Source organism: Apilactobacillus timberlakei (genome assembly GCF_002993965.1).
In the GTDB taxonomy this organism is placed as follows: Bacteria; Bacillota; Bacilli; order Lactobacillales; family Lactobacillaceae; genus Apilactobacillus; species Apilactobacillus timberlakei.
The window spans coordinates 346874-364850 of the sequence record NZ_POST01000002.1 but is presented as its reverse complement, the minus strand read 5'-3'; the positions used below and the strand labels follow the sequence as shown (position 1 = coordinate 364850).

Here is a 17977-nt window from a genome sequence, read left to right as displayed (position 1 = left end):
GACTAGTACTAATTGGTCGAGGACTTAACCAAGTAAGGTTGTTCTCTAACAGAAATAATAATATCTAGTTTTGAAAGAACGAAGTTCTTTCAGATAAATAGTGTGGTGGCGATAGCTAGAAGGATACACCTGTTCCCATGCCGAACACAGTAGTTAAGCTTCTAAACGCCGAGAGTAGTTAGAGGATCGCCTCTTGCAAGGGTAGGAAGTTGCCGCGCTTATTATTCCGAATTAGCTCAGTTGGTAGAGCACCTGACTGTTAATCAGGTTGTCGTCAGTTCGAGTCTGACATTCGGAGTTAGTTATGGTCTTGGAGAGTTGTCCGAGTTGGCCGATGGAGCATCATTGGAAATGATGTAAACGGGTCAAAGCCTGTTTCAAGGGTTCGAATCCCTTACTCTCCGTTTATAACTTTAATATGACCCGTTGGTCAAGTGGTTTAAGACACTGCCCTTTCACGGCAGTAACATGGGTTCGAATCCCGTACGGGTCATTATTTGGAGGATTAGCTCAGTTGGGAGAGCATCTGCCTTACAAGCAGGAGGTCACAGGTTCGAGCCCTGTATCCTCCATCCAAATATTGGACTGGTTCGTTGGTCTAGTTGGTTTAGGACGCCTGCCTGTCACGCAGGAGGTCACGAGTTCGAGTCTCGTACGAACCGTTGTTGTTTTATTACAACATATAATTAAATAATCTATAGCATAACATAAATGGTTTGGCTCGGTAGCTCAGTTGGTAGAGCAACGGATTGAAGCTCCGTGTGTCGGCAGTTCGATTCTGTCCCGCGCCATTTATGGAGGAGTAGCGAAGTCTGGCTAAACGCGGCGGACTGTAAATCCGCTCCTTCGGGTTCGGTGGTTCGAATCCACTCTCCTCCATTTAAAATAGGGATATAGTTCAATGGTAGAATACCGGTCTCCAAAACCGTTGATGTGGGTTCAACTCCTACTATCCCTGTTATGTTGCTATGGCGGTAGTGGTGAAGTGGTTAACACATCGGTTTGTGGATCCGACACGCGTGGGTTCGATTCCCACCTACCGCCCTTTTTAATTGGGCTATAGCCAAGTGGTAAGGCAATGGACTTTGACTCCATCATGCGCTGGTTCGAATCCAGCTAGCCCAGTTGAATATTATATTAAATGGCGGTATGGCCAAGTGGTAAGGCAGAGGTCTGCAAAACCTTTATCATCGGTTCAAATCCGATTACCGCCTTTAATTTTTCATTAATATATTTTGCCGGAGTGGCGGAATTGGCAGACGCGCTGGACTCAAAATCCAGTGATCGTATAGATCGTGTGGGTTCGAACCCCACCTCCGGTATAATTATAATCGAATAAATCTAATCAAAGAACGATAAGCAATTTAGTGCTTATCGTTTATTTTTTACTGTCATAATAGTCTTTTAAATGTTTTAATTTTGTGATATGCTTATAAAAGTTATGAGCGTATTCCCGATAGGATTCACCTAGTAGTGAAGATGCCTTGTAACCAAAATAGTAGGGGGAATAATTAAATGCAAGAAAGACATTTATTTACATCAGAATCTGTTTCAGAAGGACATCCTGATAAAATTGCGGATCAAATTAGTGATGCTATTTTAGATGAAATGTTAAAACAAGATCCTGATTCTAGAGTTGCCTGTGAATGTTCTGTTACAACAGGTTTGGTTTTAGTTTTTGGTGAAATTACAACAAAAGCATATGTAAATATACAAAAAGTAGTTAGAGAAACAATTAAAAATATTGGTTATGATAATAACCAATATGGATTTGATGGAAATACATGTGCTGTATTAGTTGCTATTGACGAACAATCACCTGATATTGCACAAGGTGTAGATGATTCTGTTGAAAAAAGAGACAATAGTGAAGATGCATTAGATAAAATAGGTGCAGGTGATCAAGGTTTAATGTTTGGTTATGCCGTAGATGAAACTCCTGAATTAATGCCTTTGCCTATTTCATTGAGTCATAATTTGATGCGTAAAATTACTGAATTAAGAAAGAATGGATCAATACCATATTTAAGACCTGATGCTAAGGCAGAAGTTACAGTTGAATATGATGATAATGATGTTCCCACATTAGTTGATACAGTTGTTTTAAGTACTCAACATGATCCAGACGTTACTTTAAATCAAATAAGAAATGATATTATTGATAAAGTCATTAAACAAGTAATTCCAGATGAATTTTTAAGTTCAAAGACCAAATATTATATTAATCCAACTGGAAGATTTGTAATTGGTGGTCCACAAGGAGATGCTGGCTTAACTGGTCGTAAGATTATAGTTGATACTTATGGGGGAGCTGCTCATCACGGTGGTGGTGCTTTTTCTGGTAAAGATGCAACTAAGGTCGATCGTTCTGCTAGTTATGCAGCTAGATATATTGCAAAAAATATTGTTGCTGCAAAATTAGCTAAAAAGGTTGAAGTTCAAATTGCTTATGCAATTGGAGTTGCAGAACCTGTATCAATTTCTATTAATACTTTTAGTACTTCTAGTGTTTCGGAAGAATTATTAATTGAAGCCGTTAGAAAAATATTCGATTTAAGACCTGCTGGAATTATTAAAATGCTTGACTTAAAACGTCCTATTTATAAACAAACTGCTGTTTATGGTCACTTTGGCAGAACAGATGTTGATTTGCCATGGGAAAAGACTGATAAAGTCGAAGAATTAAATAATTTTTTAAATAATAAGGCTTAATAAAATAAAAAACGATTTATTTTGTTTTTATACAAACTAAATCGTTTTTCTTTTATTATGGGGGGTAAAATAAATATGATACAAAAAAATAATCGATTTTGGATTACTATGGCACTGTTTTTATCTACCTTTGTTGGTGCAATTTCTATAACAATTGTATCAACATCCTTACCATCAATAGTAGGAGATATTCATGGAGTTTCTCTTATGAACTGGGTCTTTTCTATATTTTTATTGACTAGTGTGATTACTACTCCAATATATGGAAAACTATCTGATCAATTTGGTAGAAAAAAGATTTTTTTAACTGGATTACTAATATTTTTAATGGGAAGTTTTTTTTCAGGTATATCTAATAATATGGAAATTTTAATATTTTGGCGTGCAATTCAGGGGATTGGTTCTGCTGCTATTATGCCGATGACATATACAATAATATCTGATATATATCCTTTTAATAATAAATCTAAATTAATTGGAATAAATGGTGCAATTTGGGGAATATCTTTAACTATCGCTCCATTATTAGGTGGAGTAGTTGTTGATACATTCAACTGGCGATGGATATTTTTCATAAATATACCTATTATAATATTATCAATTTGTATAATTCTTTTGTTTTTTAAAGAAAAAAATTTTGGTATTAAACAAAAGATAGACTATTTGGGCATAATATATTTATCATTATTTTTATTTTCAATAATGTATGTAATTCAATTAATGGATTCAATTCCCAATACAATGAATAGTATATACTATTTAATAATTATTTCTTTAATTTCATTGGTCTTATTTATAAGAAACGAGTATAGAACTATTAATCCATTAATTCCGATGTCCTTATTTAATAATAAGACTTTTATAATTCAAAATATAATAATATTGTTAATGAGTGGTTTTGTTTTTGGTTTGGAAATTTATCTGCCAATGTGGATCCAAGGAATTATGGGCTTATCAGCATCTTTTTCAGGATTAGCGATTACTCCAATTTCAATATTCTGGATCGTTGGTTCATTCTTTTCAGGATGGTTATTATCTAAAAGTAGTGCCTCTTATGTAACAATTATTGGCTCTATTTTTACTATAATATCTGCTGTATGCTTAATATTGTTGTCTATTAATTCTTCAATTATATATTTCTTTGTTATATCATCACTATGTGGCATTGGTTTTGGATTAACCATTACTAATAGTACTGTTACTTCTCAAAATATTGTTGAACAAGATAAGATAGGTGTCGCTACTTCATTTAATAGCTTAAGTAGGATACTTGGACAAACTTTCATTATATCTATTTTAGAAATAGTTATGAATAGACAAATTAAGATAGGAACACTTCATTCTAATGATGAAATTACTTCTACTAAAATAAATGAGTTTATAAATTATAAAAATCATTTAGAGTTATCTAAGCATTTACTTAACTCTCTAAAAAATATATTATACAATTCTTTACATGAAGTTTTTGTAGTTTGTTTAATAATAGTGACCTTAGTAGTGATTATTAATTTATTTGATAAAAAAATTGATAAATAAAAAAGACACGATTTTTGGAGTGCTTTACAAAAGTTATTTTTAAATGTCTAACTTTTGTAAGGTGATTCATTTTAAAGCGTGTCTTTTTTATTTTTTTTGAATAGCTATTAAGATAGGGGGTTCATTTACCTGATTAATAAATTTATATTCTAAAACAGAATATTCTTTTTGTTCTAAGCTTTTAACAAAAGCTATTACTGAATTTTTTTCGGTTTTTCCTCCAGGATGACCATAATATAATACCAATATTATTATTCCATTTTTTTCAAGTAAGTCTAAACATGCTTGAATTGCTGTTATTGTTGTTTTAGGTCTTGTTATTATATTTTTATTTCCGCCAGGTAAGTATCCTAAATTGAAAATAGCTCCATTAATTTTATCTTTTACATATTCTTTAATGTTTTCATGTCCAACATTAAATAGTTTAGTATTATTTAATGGACTTTTTGCCAATCTCTGTTTAGTAATATTTATAGCATCTTTTTGTAAATCAAAACCATATACTTTACCGCTCTCTTTAACTAATTTAGATAAAAATTCAGTATCATTTCCTTTACCAACAGTTGCATCAATTACATTATCACCACTTTTTATTATTTGAGACATAATAGTGTGACTATATCTTAAAGATGGTTCTAAATTCATAATAAATTCCTTTCTAAATCTTTATTAATTAAATTATATCATTTATAAAATAAATTGATGAAACTTGATTTTAAATTTATAGACTGGTATTATAATAAATAATTAAATTGATAGATAATAAAATGTGGATACGAACTAGTAAACTGATTATTTTTTTCAGAAACTAAATGGATGCTGCGAATTTAGAAATTAATCAATTGAACTCATCGTTGAATTTTTAACTGAAAATAATAAGTTAAAACGTTTTCCTCGTTACGGAGCATAAAGAGTTTTGTATTTTTATACAAAAAATTTTTAGGTGGTACCGCGGAAACTTTCGTCCTATAGGTGATTTTTGTTATTCACTTGTAGGACTTTTTTATTATCTAATAAGTATTTTTTATTTTTATAGGAGGAATAATATATAATGCCTTACAATCATCTTGATATAGAAAACAAATGGCAAAAATATTGGGCCAAAAACGAAACATTCAAAACAACAAATGATCCTAATAAAGAAAATTATTACGCTTTAGATATGTTTCCTTATCCTTCAGGACAAGGGTTACATGTTGGACATCCAGAAGGATATACAGCAACTGATATAATGTCTAGAATGAAAAGAATGCAGGGTAAAAATGTATTACATCCAATTGGTTTTGATGCATTTGGATTACCAGCAGAACAATATGCTTTAAAAACTGGTAATCATCCTGGTACTTTTACTCAAAAGAATATTGAACATTTTAGAGAACAAATTAAATCTTTAGGATTTTCATATGATTGGGATCGAGAAGTTGATACTACTGATCCAAAATACTATAAATGGACTCAATGGATTTTCGAACAACTTTATAAAAAAGGTTTAGCATACGAAGATAAAATTGAAGTTAACTGGGCTCCTGATTTTATGGGTGGAACAGTTGTTGCTAATGAAGAAGTGAAAGATGGTAAAACAGAACGTGGTGGTTATCCAGTATACCGTGTTCCAATGACCCAATGGGTATTAAAAATTACTGCTTACGCTGATCGTCTAATTGATGATTTGGATGACTTAGATTGGCCCGAAAGTATTAAAGAAATGCAAAAAAATTGGATTGGTCGTTCAAGAGGTGCAAGTGTATTCTTTAATATTTATGGTAATGATGACGATAAAATCGAAGTATTTACTACTAGACCAGATACCTTATTTGGTGCTTCTTATATGGTTCTTGCTCCTGAACATGAATTAGTTGATAAAATTACAACTGCTGATCAAAAAGAAGCTGTTGAAAAATACCAAAAAGAAGTTTCAACAAAATCAGATTTAGAAAGAACTGATTTGAATAAGAACAAATCAGGTGTATTTACTGGAGCTTATGGTATTAATCCAATTAATGGTGAAAAATTACCAATATGGATTGGTGATTATGTATTGTCTAGTTATGGTACTGGTGCAATAATGGCAGTTCCTGCACATGATGATCGTGACTATGAATTTGCTAATAAATTCGATTTACCAATTAAGCCTGTTATTGAAGGTGGAGATGTTTCTAAAGAAGCATACACTGGAGATGGAAAGCATATTAATTCCGATTTCTTAGATGGCATGGGTAAACAAGAAGCTATCGAAAAAGCTATTAAATGGTTAGAAGATAATAATGCAGGTAATGCTAAAACTAACTATCGATTAAGAGACTGGATTTTCTCACGTCAAAGATATTGGGGAGAACCAATTCCTGTTATTCATTGGGAAGATGGCAGTACGTCATTAGTTCCAGAAGATGAATTACCTTTGAAATTACCAGAGGCTAAAAATATTGAACCATCTGGTACTGGTGAATCTCCATTAGCTAACATTGATGATTGGGTAAATGTTGTAGACAAAAATGGTAAAAAAGGTAAACGTGAAACTAATACAATGCCACAATGGGCAGGAAGCTCATGGTATTACTTAAGATATATTGATCCTCATAACGATAAAAAACTAGCGGATCCAGAATTACTAAAAAAATGGTTGCCAGTTGATTTATATATTGGTGGTGCCGAACATGCTGTGCTTCATTTATTATATGCAAGATTTTGGCATAAGGTACTTTATGATTTAGGAGTTGTACCAACTAAGGAACCATTCCAAAAACTTGTTAACCAAGGAATGATTTTAGGTACTAATCATGAAAAAATGTCTAAATCTAAAGGAAATGTTGTTAATCCTGATGATATTGTTGAAGAATATGGTGCTGACACATTAAGACTTTATGAAATGTTTATGGGACCATTAACTGAATCAAAGCCATGGAGTACTGAAGGCTTAAATGGTGCTAATAGATGGATTCAACGTGTATGGCGACTAATTATGGATGATAATAATCATTTGCGTGATCGCATTGTTACAGTTAATGATGGCAAATTAGATAAAATTTATAATCAAACCGTCAAAAAGGTTACTGATGATTACGAAAATCTTAGATTTAATGTAGCTATTTCAACAATGATGGTATTTATTAATGAATGTTATAAACAAAATACATTATATTTGAAATATATTGAAGGCTTTGTTAAATTGCTTTCACCAATTGTTCCCCATATGACTGAAGAACTATGGAACAAGATGGGCCATGAAGATTCAATTGCTTATGCTAAATGGCCAACATATGATAAAAGCAAATTAGTTGATGATGAAATTCAAATGGTTGTTCAAGTTAACGGTAAGGTTAGAGCACATATTACGGTTGCTAATGATATGCAAAAAGATGCAATTCAAGAAGTTGCTTTAAATGACGATAAAGTTAAAGAGTTCATTGGTGGTAAAACAGTTCGTAAAGTAATTGTTATCCCTGGTAAAATTGTTAATATTGTTGCTAACTAAATAAAAAATGGGGAGATTTGTTCTCCCTTTTTTATTATTATTAGATTTGCTTACTTTATAAATTTTGATTAAAATGAATAAGTCAGACAAATTTGAAAGTAGGACTATAAAATGCAAGAACAAAATGAAAATAATATAAATAGTGATCAACAGACCCAAAATAAAATGCTCCAAGGGTCTGCCTGGATGACAGCAGGAAGTATTCTATCTAGAATATTAGGGGCAATTTACATTATTCCTTGGAGTATTTGGTTTGGAGCCTTTTATTTACAAGCCAATGCTTTGTATGTACAAGGGTACAATATTTATAGTATGTTCCTTATAATATCAATTGCTGGGATTCCATCAGCAATTGCAAAGGAAGTGGCTCACTATAATGCTTTGAATGAATATGGTATAAGTCTAAGATTGTATAAAAGGGGATTAGTTTTATCTTTTACCACTGGTATAATATGTGCACTAGCTTTATATTTTGGAGCACCGTTATTAGATAACGGTAATACTAATGTTATTCCAGTTATACATTCTTTATCTTGGGCGGTGTTAATTATTCCAACTATGAGCTTAACTAGAGGTTATTTCCAAGGATTCCAAGATATGGCGCCTTCAGCAATATCACAATTTGCAGAACAATTATTTAGAGTGATATACATGCTAGTTACAGCATTTTTTATAATGCGAGTTATTCATGGCAATTGGACAACTGCAGTGACACAGTCAACTTTTGCTGCTTTTATTGGATCATTGGCAGGTTTAATAATCCTTGGAATATATTATTTAAAACGTAGAAAATACTATAGTCATCTTATTGAAAATAGTAATAATGAGATTCACGTTAATGCTAATCATTTATATAAGGAAATTATTAGTCAAGCAATTCCATTTATTATCTTAGGTGCTGGAATTACTATTTTTCAACTTATTGATCAATATACTTTCTTTGACGTTATGAAAATATCAACTAATTATCCAATGAATGTTTTAAACAAATTATATGCAATCTTTGCTGGTAATGCTAACAAGCTAATAATGATAACTATTTCTCTTGCTTCAGCCATGGCCATTACTGTTGTACCATTGTTATCTGAGGCATTTACTAAAAATGATAAAAAAGGTATCAGTCATCAACTTTCCAATGGATTTATATTATTTTCTTTTGTAATGATTCCAGCTGCTTTAGGGATGACTGCAGTTTCTGGACCATTGAATCGTGTTTTTTATGGTACCGGTTATAATCATTTATCTGCTAATATACTAGCATTTTCTTCAATTGTTTCTATACTTTTTGGTTTGTTTACTGTTATTTCTGCAATGATGCAAGGAATTTCACAAAATAAATTAGCTGTTAAATATTTTATATACGGAACCATTGCTAAAATTTTGGCTCAAGTACCTATGATATTAATATTTGGCACTTTTGGTCCACTTATCTCTTCAGCCATTGGATTCTTAGTTGCTAATGGATTAATTATTAAGTCCCTTGATAATCAATTTGGCTTTAGAAGTTATCAAATGTTAGAAAAATTAAATTTTATTTTGATATTTTCTCTTGTTACTTATTTAGTTGCCTTGGCTACTGTTTACTTGGGCAACACAGTAGTAGGTATTTTTACAAACAGTTATAGTCGAGTTGGCAGTTTTATAGTAGTTGCATTAGCTGTTATTGTGGGCGGATTTATTTATTCTTACCTATCTCTCAAAAGTAGAATCGCTGACTATGTAATTGGCCATCAATCAGACAAATTAAGAAAAATATTACACATTAAATAAAAAAGGTTTGATCCTCTAATCGAGGATTAAACCTTTTTTTCATATTTCTTCATAAATTTTGGAATATTCTTAATTATCTGACTAGGTAATACTACGTATTGATCTTTTGCTAATTCATCAGCAATTTTACTATGCATGAAAACTGCAGATAAAACAGCATTGTATTTGTTATTAAATTGAGCAACAAATCCTCCAATCATACCAGCTAATGTATCGCCCATACCACCGGTTGCTTGAGCAGGTGTTCCACCTGGATTTTGAAAAACATTATCATAATTATAAACTTCAGTATGATGAGATTTTAACACTACAATACTATTTAATTCTTTAGTTTTGATCATATTTTGTTTTTCATTTTGATCTTTTATTTTTATATCAGATAATCGTTGCCACTCCATTTGATGAGGAGTGAAAATTTTAATAGCATTTGGAAGTTTTAATTTATGTTTTGCAATCATAGTAATAGCTGATCCATCGATTACAACAATTTGATTTTGTTGTATTAAACTAAATACCTTATTTAAAATGTTTAAACTTTTAGTATCTGTTCCTAATCCAGGACCAATTACAATAACGTTAAAAGTAGGAATTAATGATTTTAATGTTTCTTCATCATTATAATCAGCAAACATTGCCTCAGGGAGATGATCGTGTAAACTAGAAAGATTAACTTTGTCTGTAAATGTAGTTACCAGCCCAGAACCTGAATGAACAGCCGCTGATGATGCCATTATAATTGCACCACCAAAGTTTTGGTTACCACCAATTAATCCTACTTTGCCATATGTTCCTTTATAACTATTATTTGGTCTGATTCTAATTGTATCATTAACAATATCATTAGTTATTTGATCCATACAAATATTCCTCCAATAAAATTCAACAAAAACATTATAGCACTATAAAACATGAAAGTTCATTTATAACTACTAAAGTTTATTATGCTAAAATGTAAATAATATATTAGGGAGGAAATTATTTATGATTAATTGGAAAAAGCAAGCAAGATATTATAAAGATGATTACTTAAAAGACTTGAAAGAATTAATTGCTATTGATAGTGAACGTGATGATAAAAATAAAACTGAAGAATATCCTTTGGGCAAAGGACCATCCGATGCCTTAAAAAAGTATTTATCATTCGGTGAACGCGATGGCTTTAAAACAAAAAATTTGGATAATTTAGTAGGGTATATCGAGTATGGTGAAGGTGATCAAACTTTAGCAATTTTGGCTCATGCTGATGTTATGCCAGCTGGTGCTGGATGGGATACCGATCCATTTGATATGACTATTAAAGATGGCAATGTTTATGGTCGTGGTGCGTCTGACGATAAAGGCCCGGGTTTAGCGGCATATTATGGACTAAAAATAATGAAAGACAATAATATTAAGCCAAATTGTAAAATTAGATTTATAGTTGGTACTGATGAAGAAAGTGATTGGACCGGGATGAAACATTATTTCCAATTAGAACCAGAACCTGACTTTGGTTTTTCACCAGATGCTGAATTTCCAGTTATTAATGGTGAAAAAGGAAATACTACCTTTGAAAATACATTTGGTAATAAACAAGCTGATAATGCTGACACATTATTGGATTCATTTGATTCAGGTTTACGTGAGAATATGGTTCCTCGTGATGCCACTGCTTATGTACTAACTAGAGATAAAGATGAAATGAATGCTGATTTTACTAATTTCATAGAAGATAGTAATTTAGATGGTGATGCTGAAATTACAGAAAAAGGAATTAAATTGCATTTAATTGGTAAATCTGCACATGGAATGGAGCCTAAGAACGGTATTAACGCTGGTACTTATCTAGCAACATTTTTAAGCGAATATGATTTTACTGGGGATGCTAACAACTTTTTGACATTTATCGCTAAATATTTACATGATGATTCAAGATGCAATAAACTTGATACGGCATATTCAAGTGGCATAATGGGCGATTTAACTATGAATGTTGGAATTATGAAATTCGATACTCAAAATGGAGGATTTATAAATACTAATTTTAGATATCCTAAGGGTATTTCTGTCTCCACGATTGGGGAACATTTAGAAAATGCAATCAAGCCTTTATCAGGAATTGTTAATAATGTTGATAACATGGATCCTCATTATGTAGACCCTGCTGATCCAATTGTAAGTCGTTTGATTGATGTTTACCGTGAACAATCTGGTGCTAAATCAGCAGAACCAGAAGTAGTTGGCGGTGGAACCTATGGAAGAATGATGAAACGAGGGGTAGCTTTTGGTGCTTTGTGTCCATGGACAGAGGATACTATGCATCAAGCCAATGAATTTCAACCCATAGATGATTTGTTGCTAGCAATGTCAATTTATGCACAAGCAATTACCGAATTATCTAAATAAATAAAAAACACTTTGATTAAAATAATACTTTTAATCAAAGTGTTTTTTATTTATCTTATTTCTTTTAGCTTATTATCGATTTGTTTTAATATAATTGCGGTGTTTTTATCATCAGATAGGTCATATTTTTGCAAATCAATTTTCATTTTAGTACTGGCATCATATTCTTCATACCATTTTTTGTATGCTGACCACATATTATAATAATATTCTTTTAATTTTGGATTATTATCAAATTGTTCATAATCACGACCACGTTTTTTGATTCTTTTTAAAATAGTTTCAAAATCGGTTTCTGCATACACCATTAAATCGGGTGATTTCTTAGGCAATGCTTTTAATTCTGACATCATTCTATCAAGCAAAGATAAATAAATTTTTAGTTCCATATCTGTAATATTTCCCTCTGCATTATTTTGTTTAGTGAAAAGGGCATCTTCATATATTGAACGATCTAAAATATTATTATCATCCGCTAATGCTTTTTTGATCATTGCAAATCGCTTATTTAAAAAATATATTTGTAATAAGAATCCATATTGCTTTGGGTTCTTATAATAAAGTGGAAGAACTGGATTTTCGCCAACTGGTTCATAAAAAGCTTTTGTATCAAGATGTTTAGCAATTTTTCCAGTTAGGGTAGTTTTACCAACCCCAATCATTCCGGCAGTAATTATCACCATTATTAACTCCTTAATTTCAACAATAATATTATTATTTTATCATATTATATAAAGATAAATAAAAAATACCCCAATAAAAATTAGGGTATTTTTGTAATTAAGTTTAAACTATTTTTTTTCGTCCTTTAATAAGTCACGAATTTCACCAAGTAATGCATCAGTTTTGCTTTCTTTAGCTGAAGTATCACGTTTAGTTAGCTTATTGAATGCTCTTACCATTAAGAAAATGATAAATGCAATAATAATGAAATTAATAATTGCTTCGATGAATGAACCAACTTTAAATTGGGCACTACCAACTGAGAATACTAATCCTGATAGATTAATTTGTCCTAAGAACAAACCTAAGAATGGATTAATCAAATCAGTAGTTAATGATTTAACAATAGCGGTAAATGCTGAGCCGATGATAACACCAACGGCTAAATCAACTACACTACCTCTAGATAAGAATGCTTTAAAATCTTTAAACATATAAATTCTCCTTATGTAAATTATTACTTATAAATATAATAACATAAAAAACATCTAATAATGATTGGAAATGTTATAATTATTATAAAATTAGTGTTTTAATTATTGAAAGGTGTACTAATATAATGAGAAAACAAAGTTTTGGGGAATTCATTCTATTCACATTCACTGTTTTATTTTGTTTACAAAATTTCCATTTAGTAACAGATGTTTATGCTAAAAGTAATATTAAAACGGAAAAAATAAAAAATAATCCATCAACTGTACCACAAAAATCTAAATCCAGTTTTTTAGTTGCTATGAAAATAAAAAATAAGAATTTATTAAATACATATGTTTTGAAGAAAAATAATAAAAAATTTATTTCTACTAGACAATTTAGTAATCTATATGGACATAATAAGTATGATTTATATAAAATAAAAAATTATTTTTACAAATATCATTTAAAAGTTAAAATATACCGTGGTAATTTTATTTTAAAAGTTTATGGATCGATAAAAAACATACAGGAAGCTCTGAAATTTAAATTTATTAGTGTACATAAATCTGGAATTAATGTTTTAAAACCTAATCACAAACTTACCTTACCTAAAAGATACCAAAAAAATATTATTGATATAATTGGATTAACCAATTATGATGGTATCGATCATAAAGATAATGATGTTAATAAAACTTCTGATTTGAATTTGAAATCAAATACTCCACAAAAATTTATCAATAGATATAATGTTTCACCTTTATATAACAATTATAAAAGTAAATCATCGATAGGAATCATTTCATTTGGTGATTTTAATAAATCAGATATAGGGACTTATTGGCATAAAATGGGGATTTCTGGAAACACTAGTAGAATCAAAATTTATAATCATGATGCTGATACAGCAATTGATAATAATAGCAGTGATGAAACTACTATGGACTTAGAACAGGCAGGATTTGTTAATCCTAAGGCTAATTTAAATCTATATTTATCTTCGCCAACCATTTCTGGTTTATTAACTAGTTTGTCAGATGCTGTTAGTGATAATAAATCTGATACTTTATCGTTGAGTTGGGGGATTAGTGAATCTGAGATTAAAAGAGAAATTAAATTAGGTATTTTAAGCAAAAAATATAGTCAGATAATTAATTTAATTTTAGAACAAGCAGCTGCTCAAGGTATTAGTGTATTCAATTCATCCGGTGATAATGGTGCTTATGATGGAATTTCAAGTGGAGTTACTAGTTTATCGGTCGAGTCTCCTTCATCATCTCCATATATAACGTCTGTGGGAGCTACAAGTATACCGGTAGATTATTCAATTAATGGTCAACGTATAAGAATTGATAAGGAACGTGCTTGGTCTAATGACTTTTTGTACCCATATTTTAATAAATTAAAATTATATGAGGCTAATAGTTCTATTTTTATTCCTAGTTATTTTGCTGGGACTGGTGGTGGATTTAGTAAGTTAAACTCTGTACCTACTTACCAAAAAAATATTAAAGGTATAGGAAGTTATAATGCTATTAAATATTGGGATATGAGTTCTGGTTATGCACAGCAATATACTGAACCAAGTTTAGTTTCAGGTAAAAATTCAGGTAGAAATGTACCTGATATTGTTGCCAATGGTGATCCACAGTCTGGTTATACTGTTTACCATAATAATAAGTGGAGTATAAGTGGGGGTACTAGTATTGTTGCTCCACAAATAGCAGGGGTGGATTCGTTGATGGTTGCTAAAGCTAAACATAGAATGGGACTTTGGAACCCTAAAATATATTCATTTTCAGCATCTCATAATTCTCCTTTTAATCCGATTGATTCTATAAATGATAATAGTAATATTTATTATGTTGGACAACCGGGAAAAACTTATAATCAAGCGACCGGGTTAGGAACAGTCAATTATTACAAACTATATAAAAAAATGAAATAAAAAAAGCAATGACATTTTTAGTCATTGCTTTTTGTTATTCTTTCATTTTTTTAAGCATTTCATCAGCAATTAACCAACGTCTTGCTCTTTTACGTAATTCTACGTTTGTTATTTTATTAGCAGTCATTTTTTCAAAGGCAGCGCTATAATCTATTGATACACTATCTGATGGAATTTTAATTGGATCAAGCATTCTTTTTTTAAATGCTTTTTTAGATTCTTCCAATGCATTTTCAATTGATTCAACAGTTTCGTCAAAATTGTGTGAAATTAAGCTTTTAGCAAAATTTAATTCTGAGCCTTTATAAGAACTATAAATGAACATTACTAAATTAAGTGTCTTCTCTTTCATATAATTACATCTTCTTTCTATGAATTATTGTTCAAAATCATTAACTAATTAAATTATAGCTTACATTACAGTGCTTTTGCAATTTATGAATATGCAATAATATTATTACTAATAAAATATTGTTATCATAATAATGTTAAATAAAGGAGGATTTTCATGGCTGAAAGAGATTTTATTGATGTAAAAGATGCTCATCAAAATAATTTAAAGCATCTAAATATTAGAATAAAGAAGCACAAAATAACCGTTTTTACGGGACTTTCAGGTGCTGGAAAGTCTTCATTAGTTTTTGATACGATTGCTGCTGAATCCAGAAGAGAACTGAATGAAACTTTTCCTAGTTTTACTCAGCAATATTTACCTAAGTACGGGTTACCTGATGTTGGTAAAATTAATAATTTACCGGTTGCAATCGTAATCCAACAAAAAAAGGTCGGTAAAAACCCACGTTCAACTCTTGCTACTTATACAGGAATATATTCATTAATTAGATTATTGTTTGCTCGTGTTGGGAAACCATGGGTTGGTTATTCAGATACCTTTTCATTTAATTTACCACAAGGAATGTGTGATAAATGCCAAGGATTAGGATATATTGATAATATTGATTCTGATAAAATAATTGATTATGATAAGTCACTTAATGAAGGTGCTATTACATTTACAAGTTTTGGTCCTGGAACTTGGCGTTGGAAGCGGTATGGTTATACAGGATTATTTGATAACGATAAAAAGATTAAGGATTATAGTGAACATGAACTATATATGCTTTTGTATGCACCACAACAACATCTAAAAGATGCACCTAAAGAATGGCGTAAGTCAATTTTATATGAAGGTGTTGTTCCTAGAATTAAACGTTCAATTATTGAAAGTAAGGAAGGACAACATCATAAAAAAGCAATTTCTGAAATTGTAAATCGAACCGTTTGTGATAAATGCGGTGGTAGTAAATTAAGACCTGCTGTTTTAACTTGCAAAATTAATGATCAAAATATTGCAGATATCTTAAAATTAGACTTAATTCACGTGTTAAAATTTTTATCGGGTATTGATGTACCACTGGTTCAAAATCTTATAAGAGAGCTTAGTACTAAAATTCAATCATTAGTTGATTTGGGATTAGGATATTTAACTCTTGATAGAAGTACAGATACTTTGTCTGGTGGTGAAACCCAAAGAATTAAAATTGCTAAATATATGAATAGTTCTTTGTCAGATATGGTATATATTCTTGATGAACCAAGCGTTGGTTTGCATCCTATTGATATTAAATTGATAAGTAATGCTTTGAAAAAATTGAAAGATAAAGGTAATACCATCTTGGTTGTTGAACATAGTCCAGAGCTAATCCCAATTGCTGATTACGTTGTAGAAATTGGACCTAAGCCTGGTAAAAAAGGTGGCAATGTTACATTTCAAGGTAGTTATTCAGAGCTATTAGAAAGCGACACGATAACTGGTGAACTTTTAAAAGAGCCATTGCAGTTTAGTCATACTAGGGAATTTGATAAGACAATTGATTTACAAAATGTAAATATTCATAATTTACAAAATGTAAACGTTAAAATTCCTTTGAATGCTGAAACTGTTATTTCAGGTATTGCTGGTTCTGGTAAGAGTTCATTAATTGATGCTGTTAAGAATAAATTAAAAATTGATTATGTAGATTTATCTCAAGACGCAGTGGGAGTTAATATTAGATCCACCCCAGCAACTTACTTAAATATTTTAAATGATATTAGAAAGTTATTTGGAGATGCTAATAAAGTTTCTAGACAGTTATTTAGTTACAATGGTAAAGGTAAATGTCCATTATGTAAGGGGCGAGGAGTTCAAATCACCAATATGTCCTTTATGGATCCAGTTATTCAAACTTGTGAAAAATGTCATGGTAAAAGATATAGTGATGAAGCACTTCAATATAAATATAATGGTAAAGATATTAGTGAAGTATTAAATATGTCGATTGCGGATGCAATTATATTTTTTGATGATCATAGTGAAATTAGTGATAAGTTGCGTAACATGCAAAGAGTAGGTTTGGATTATTTATCATTAGGTCAATCTTTAGATACCTTATCTGGTGGAGAAGTTCAAAGATTAAAACTCGCAGTGCAGCTTAATCAAACTGGAACTGTTTATTTACTAGACGAGCCTACTGCTGGCCTTCATATGAAAGATGTTTCAGCTATGAACAATCTTTTTAATGATTTAGTTGATGCTGGTAATACAGTTATTATCGTTGAACATAATTTATCTGTTATTAGTAAAGCGGATTGGATGATAGACGTTGGTCCTAAAGCAGGTCGTTATGGGGGAAAGATATTATATTCAGGCACTCCCAAAGACTCTTTAAAAGATTTAAATTCAATAACCGGTCAGTCAATGAAAAACTATAATCAAATTAGATAAAAAATAATCACACTTTTTGATAAAGTGTGATTATTTTTTATGCCCTAAAAGGGACTCGAACCCATACTTAGAAAAACTAAACAACGATCTGAACGTTGCGCGTCTGCCAATTCCGCCATTAGGGCATAAAAGAACTACACAAAATATATTATATACCTATATCGTAGGTTTTCACAAATCTTAGTAGGAATATTATACTTTACAGAACATTTTATATGTTTATACTTAATAATAGTTTGTGTACTAA

Annotated in this window: 12 protein-coding genes, 13 tRNA genes, 1 rRNA gene, 1 riboswitch and 1 other annotated feature; of the genes, 20 read left to right on the top strand and 6 right to left on the bottom strand. The window is 30.8% G+C overall.

The window, feature by feature from the left end; all coding sequences use genetic code 11:
- Positions 1–101: 101 nt before the first annotated feature.
- From rrf to C7N71_RS03755, 15 genes are all read left to right on the top strand, one after another.
- A 5S ribosomal RNA gene (gene rrf, locus C7N71_RS03825) occupies positions 102–218 on the top strand.
- Between the two features lie 7 nt (positions 219–225).
- Positions 226–298: transfer RNA gene (locus tag C7N71_RS03820), tRNA-Asn, on the top strand.
- Between the two features lie 14 nt (positions 299–312).
- Positions 313–404: transfer RNA gene (locus C7N71_RS03815), tRNA-Ser, on the top strand.
- Between the two features lie 16 nt (positions 405–420).
- Positions 421–493, top strand: a tRNA-Glu gene (locus C7N71_RS03810).
- A 6-nt stretch (positions 494–499) separates the two neighbouring features.
- Positions 500–572, top strand: a tRNA-Val gene (locus tag C7N71_RS03805).
- 15 nt (positions 573–587) lie between these two features.
- Positions 588–662: transfer RNA gene (locus tag C7N71_RS03800), tRNA-Asp, on the top strand.
- Positions 663–718: 56 nt separating this feature from the next.
- Positions 719–791, top strand: a tRNA-Phe gene (locus C7N71_RS03795).
- Between the two features lie 5 nt (positions 792–796).
- Positions 797–879: transfer RNA gene (locus C7N71_RS03790), tRNA-Tyr, on the top strand.
- Positions 880–887: 8 nt separating this feature from the next.
- A tRNA-Trp gene (locus tag C7N71_RS03785) sits at positions 888–958 on the top strand.
- 13 nt (positions 959–971) lie between these two features.
- Positions 972–1044 (top strand) — tRNA-His (locus tag C7N71_RS03780).
- A gap of 9 nt (positions 1045–1053) precedes the next feature.
- Positions 1054–1125, top strand: a tRNA-Gln gene (locus C7N71_RS03775).
- Positions 1126–1143: 18 nt separating this feature from the next.
- Positions 1144–1214: transfer RNA gene (locus C7N71_RS03770), tRNA-Cys, on the top strand.
- A gap of 23 nt (positions 1215–1237) precedes the next feature.
- Positions 1238–1322, top strand: a tRNA-Leu gene (locus tag C7N71_RS03765).
- A 112-nt stretch (positions 1323–1434) separates the two neighbouring features.
- Positions 1435–1518, top strand: a riboswitch (SMK box riboswitch).
- Complete coding sequence (gene metK, locus C7N71_RS03760) at positions 1516–2712, top strand: methionine adenosyltransferase (protein WP_105987811.1); 1197 nt, start codon at positions 1516–1518, stop codon at positions 2710–2712. (Overlaps the previous riboswitch by 3 nt.)
- Positions 2713–2787: 75 nt before the next feature.
- Positions 2788–4248, top strand: a complete 1461-nt coding sequence (locus tag C7N71_RS03755; protein WP_105987810.1) for an MFS transporter — start codon at positions 2788–2790, stop codon at positions 4246–4248.
- 87 nt (positions 4249–4335) lie between these two features.
- Here C7N71_RS03755 and C7N71_RS03750 read toward each other — a convergent pair whose 3' ends face one another.
- Positions 4336–4893, bottom strand: a complete 558-nt coding sequence (locus C7N71_RS03750; protein WP_105987809.1) for a class I SAM-dependent methyltransferase — start codon at positions 4891–4893, stop codon at positions 4336–4338.
- Between the two features lie 116 nt (positions 4894–5009).
- Positions 5010–5220 (top strand) — a binding site (T-box leader).
- Positions 5221–5299: 79 nt separating this feature from the next.
- On the opposite strand from C7N71_RS03750, the gene leuS reads away from it, so the two are divergent.
- On the top strand, positions 5300–7720 hold the full coding sequence (gene leuS / locus C7N71_RS03745) for a leucine--tRNA ligase (protein ID WP_105987808.1): 2421 nt from the start codon (positions 5300–5302) through the stop codon (positions 7718–7720).
- Positions 7721–7831: 111 nt separating this feature from the next.
- The gene (locus C7N71_RS03740) at positions 7832–9490 is read left to right on the top strand and encodes a putative polysaccharide biosynthesis protein (protein WP_105987807.1); all 1659 of its coding nucleotides are present in this window, start codon (positions 7832–7834) and stop codon (positions 9488–9490) included.
- A gap of 26 nt (positions 9491–9516) precedes the next feature.
- Here C7N71_RS03740 and C7N71_RS03735 read toward each other — a convergent pair whose 3' ends face one another.
- Entirely contained in the window at positions 9517–10347 is an 831-nt protein-coding gene (locus C7N71_RS03735) for an NAD(P)H-hydrate dehydratase (RefSeq protein WP_105987806.1), read from the bottom strand.
- Positions 10348–10471: 124 nt separating this feature from the next.
- Between C7N71_RS03735 and pepV the strand changes: the two genes are divergently transcribed.
- On the top strand, positions 10472–11875 hold the full coding sequence (gene pepV, locus C7N71_RS03730; protein ID WP_105987805.1) for a dipeptidase PepV: 1404 nt from the start codon (positions 10472–10474) through the stop codon (positions 11873–11875).
- 50 nt (positions 11876–11925) lie between these two features.
- Here pepV and C7N71_RS03725 read toward each other — a convergent pair whose 3' ends face one another.
- Both C7N71_RS03725 and mscL read right to left on the bottom strand, forming a co-directional pair.
- Positions 11926–12558: a deoxynucleoside kinase gene (locus C7N71_RS03725; RefSeq protein WP_105987804.1), complete on the bottom strand. Its 633-nt coding sequence runs from the start codon at positions 12556–12558 to the stop codon at positions 11926–11928.
- Positions 12559–12666: 108 nt separating this feature from the next.
- Positions 12667–13032 carry a large conductance mechanosensitive channel protein MscL gene (mscL, locus tag C7N71_RS03720; RefSeq protein ID WP_105955894.1) on the bottom strand — a complete coding sequence of 122 codons (366 nt, stop codon included), beginning with the start codon at positions 13030–13032 and terminating at the stop codon, positions 12667–12669.
- 125 nt (positions 13033–13157) lie between these two features.
- On the opposite strand from mscL, the gene C7N71_RS03715 reads away from it, so the two are divergent.
- On the top strand, positions 13158–14963 hold the full coding sequence (locus tag C7N71_RS03715; RefSeq protein WP_105987803.1) for a S53 family peptidase: 1806 nt from the start codon (positions 13158–13160) through the stop codon (positions 14961–14963).
- 34 nt (positions 14964–14997) lie between these two features.
- On the opposite strand, the gene C7N71_RS03710 is transcribed toward C7N71_RS03715, so the two are convergent.
- Entirely contained in the window at positions 14998–15315 is a 318-nt protein-coding gene (locus C7N71_RS03710) for a hypothetical protein (protein ID WP_105987802.1), read from the bottom strand.
- A gap of 156 nt (positions 15316–15471) precedes the next feature.
- Here C7N71_RS03710 and C7N71_RS03705 point away from each other — a divergent pair, with 156 nt between their 5' ends.
- A complete protein-coding gene (locus C7N71_RS03705; RefSeq protein WP_105987801.1) occupies positions 15472–17730 on the top strand; it encodes an ATP-binding cassette domain-containing protein in 2259 nt (752 codons plus the stop codon).
- Between the two features lie 40 nt (positions 17731–17770).
- On the opposite strand, the gene C7N71_RS03700 is transcribed toward C7N71_RS03705, so the two are convergent.
- Positions 17771–17855: transfer RNA gene (locus C7N71_RS03700), tRNA-Leu, on the bottom strand.
- Between the last annotated feature and the right edge of the window lie 122 nt (positions 17856–17977).

Bases quoted from the DNA above. Each gene is read 5' to 3' on its own strand.
- metK (WP_105987811.1), top strand. From the start codon at position 1,516: ATGCAAGAAAGACATTTATTTACATCAGAATCTGTTTCAGAAGGACAT.
- C7N71_RS03755 (WP_105987810.1), top strand. From the start codon at position 2,788: ATGATACAAAAAAATAATCGATTTTGGATTACTATGGCACTGTTTTTA.
- C7N71_RS03750 (WP_105987809.1), bottom strand. From the start codon at position 4,893: ATGAATTTAGAACCATCTTTAAGATATAGTCACACTATTATGTCTCAA.
- leuS (WP_105987808.1), top strand. From the start codon at position 5,300: ATGCCTTACAATCATCTTGATATAGAAAACAAATGGCAAAAATATTGG.
- C7N71_RS03740 (WP_105987807.1), top strand. From the start codon at position 7,832: ATGCAAGAACAAAATGAAAATAATATAAATAGTGATCAACAGACCCAA.
- C7N71_RS03735 (WP_105987806.1), bottom strand. From the start codon at position 10,347: ATGGATCAAATAACTAATGATATTGTTAATGATACAATTAGAATCAGA.
- pepV (WP_105987805.1), top strand. From the start codon at position 10,472: ATGATTAATTGGAAAAAGCAAGCAAGATATTATAAAGATGATTACTTA.
- C7N71_RS03725 (WP_105987804.1), bottom strand. From the start codon at position 12,558: ATGGTGATAATTACTGCCGGAATGATTGGGGTTGGTAAAACTACCCTA.
- mscL (WP_105955894.1), bottom strand. From the start codon at position 13,032: ATGTTTAAAGATTTTAAAGCATTCTTATCTAGAGGTAGTGTAGTTGAT.
- C7N71_RS03715 (WP_105987803.1), top strand. From the start codon at position 13,158: ATGAGAAAACAAAGTTTTGGGGAATTCATTCTATTCACATTCACTGTT.
- C7N71_RS03710 (WP_105987802.1), bottom strand. From the start codon at position 15,315: ATGAAAGAGAAGACACTTAATTTAGTAATGTTCATTTATAGTTCTTAT.
- C7N71_RS03705 (WP_105987801.1), top strand. From the start codon at position 15,472: ATGGCTGAAAGAGATTTTATTGATGTAAAAGATGCTCATCAAAATAAT.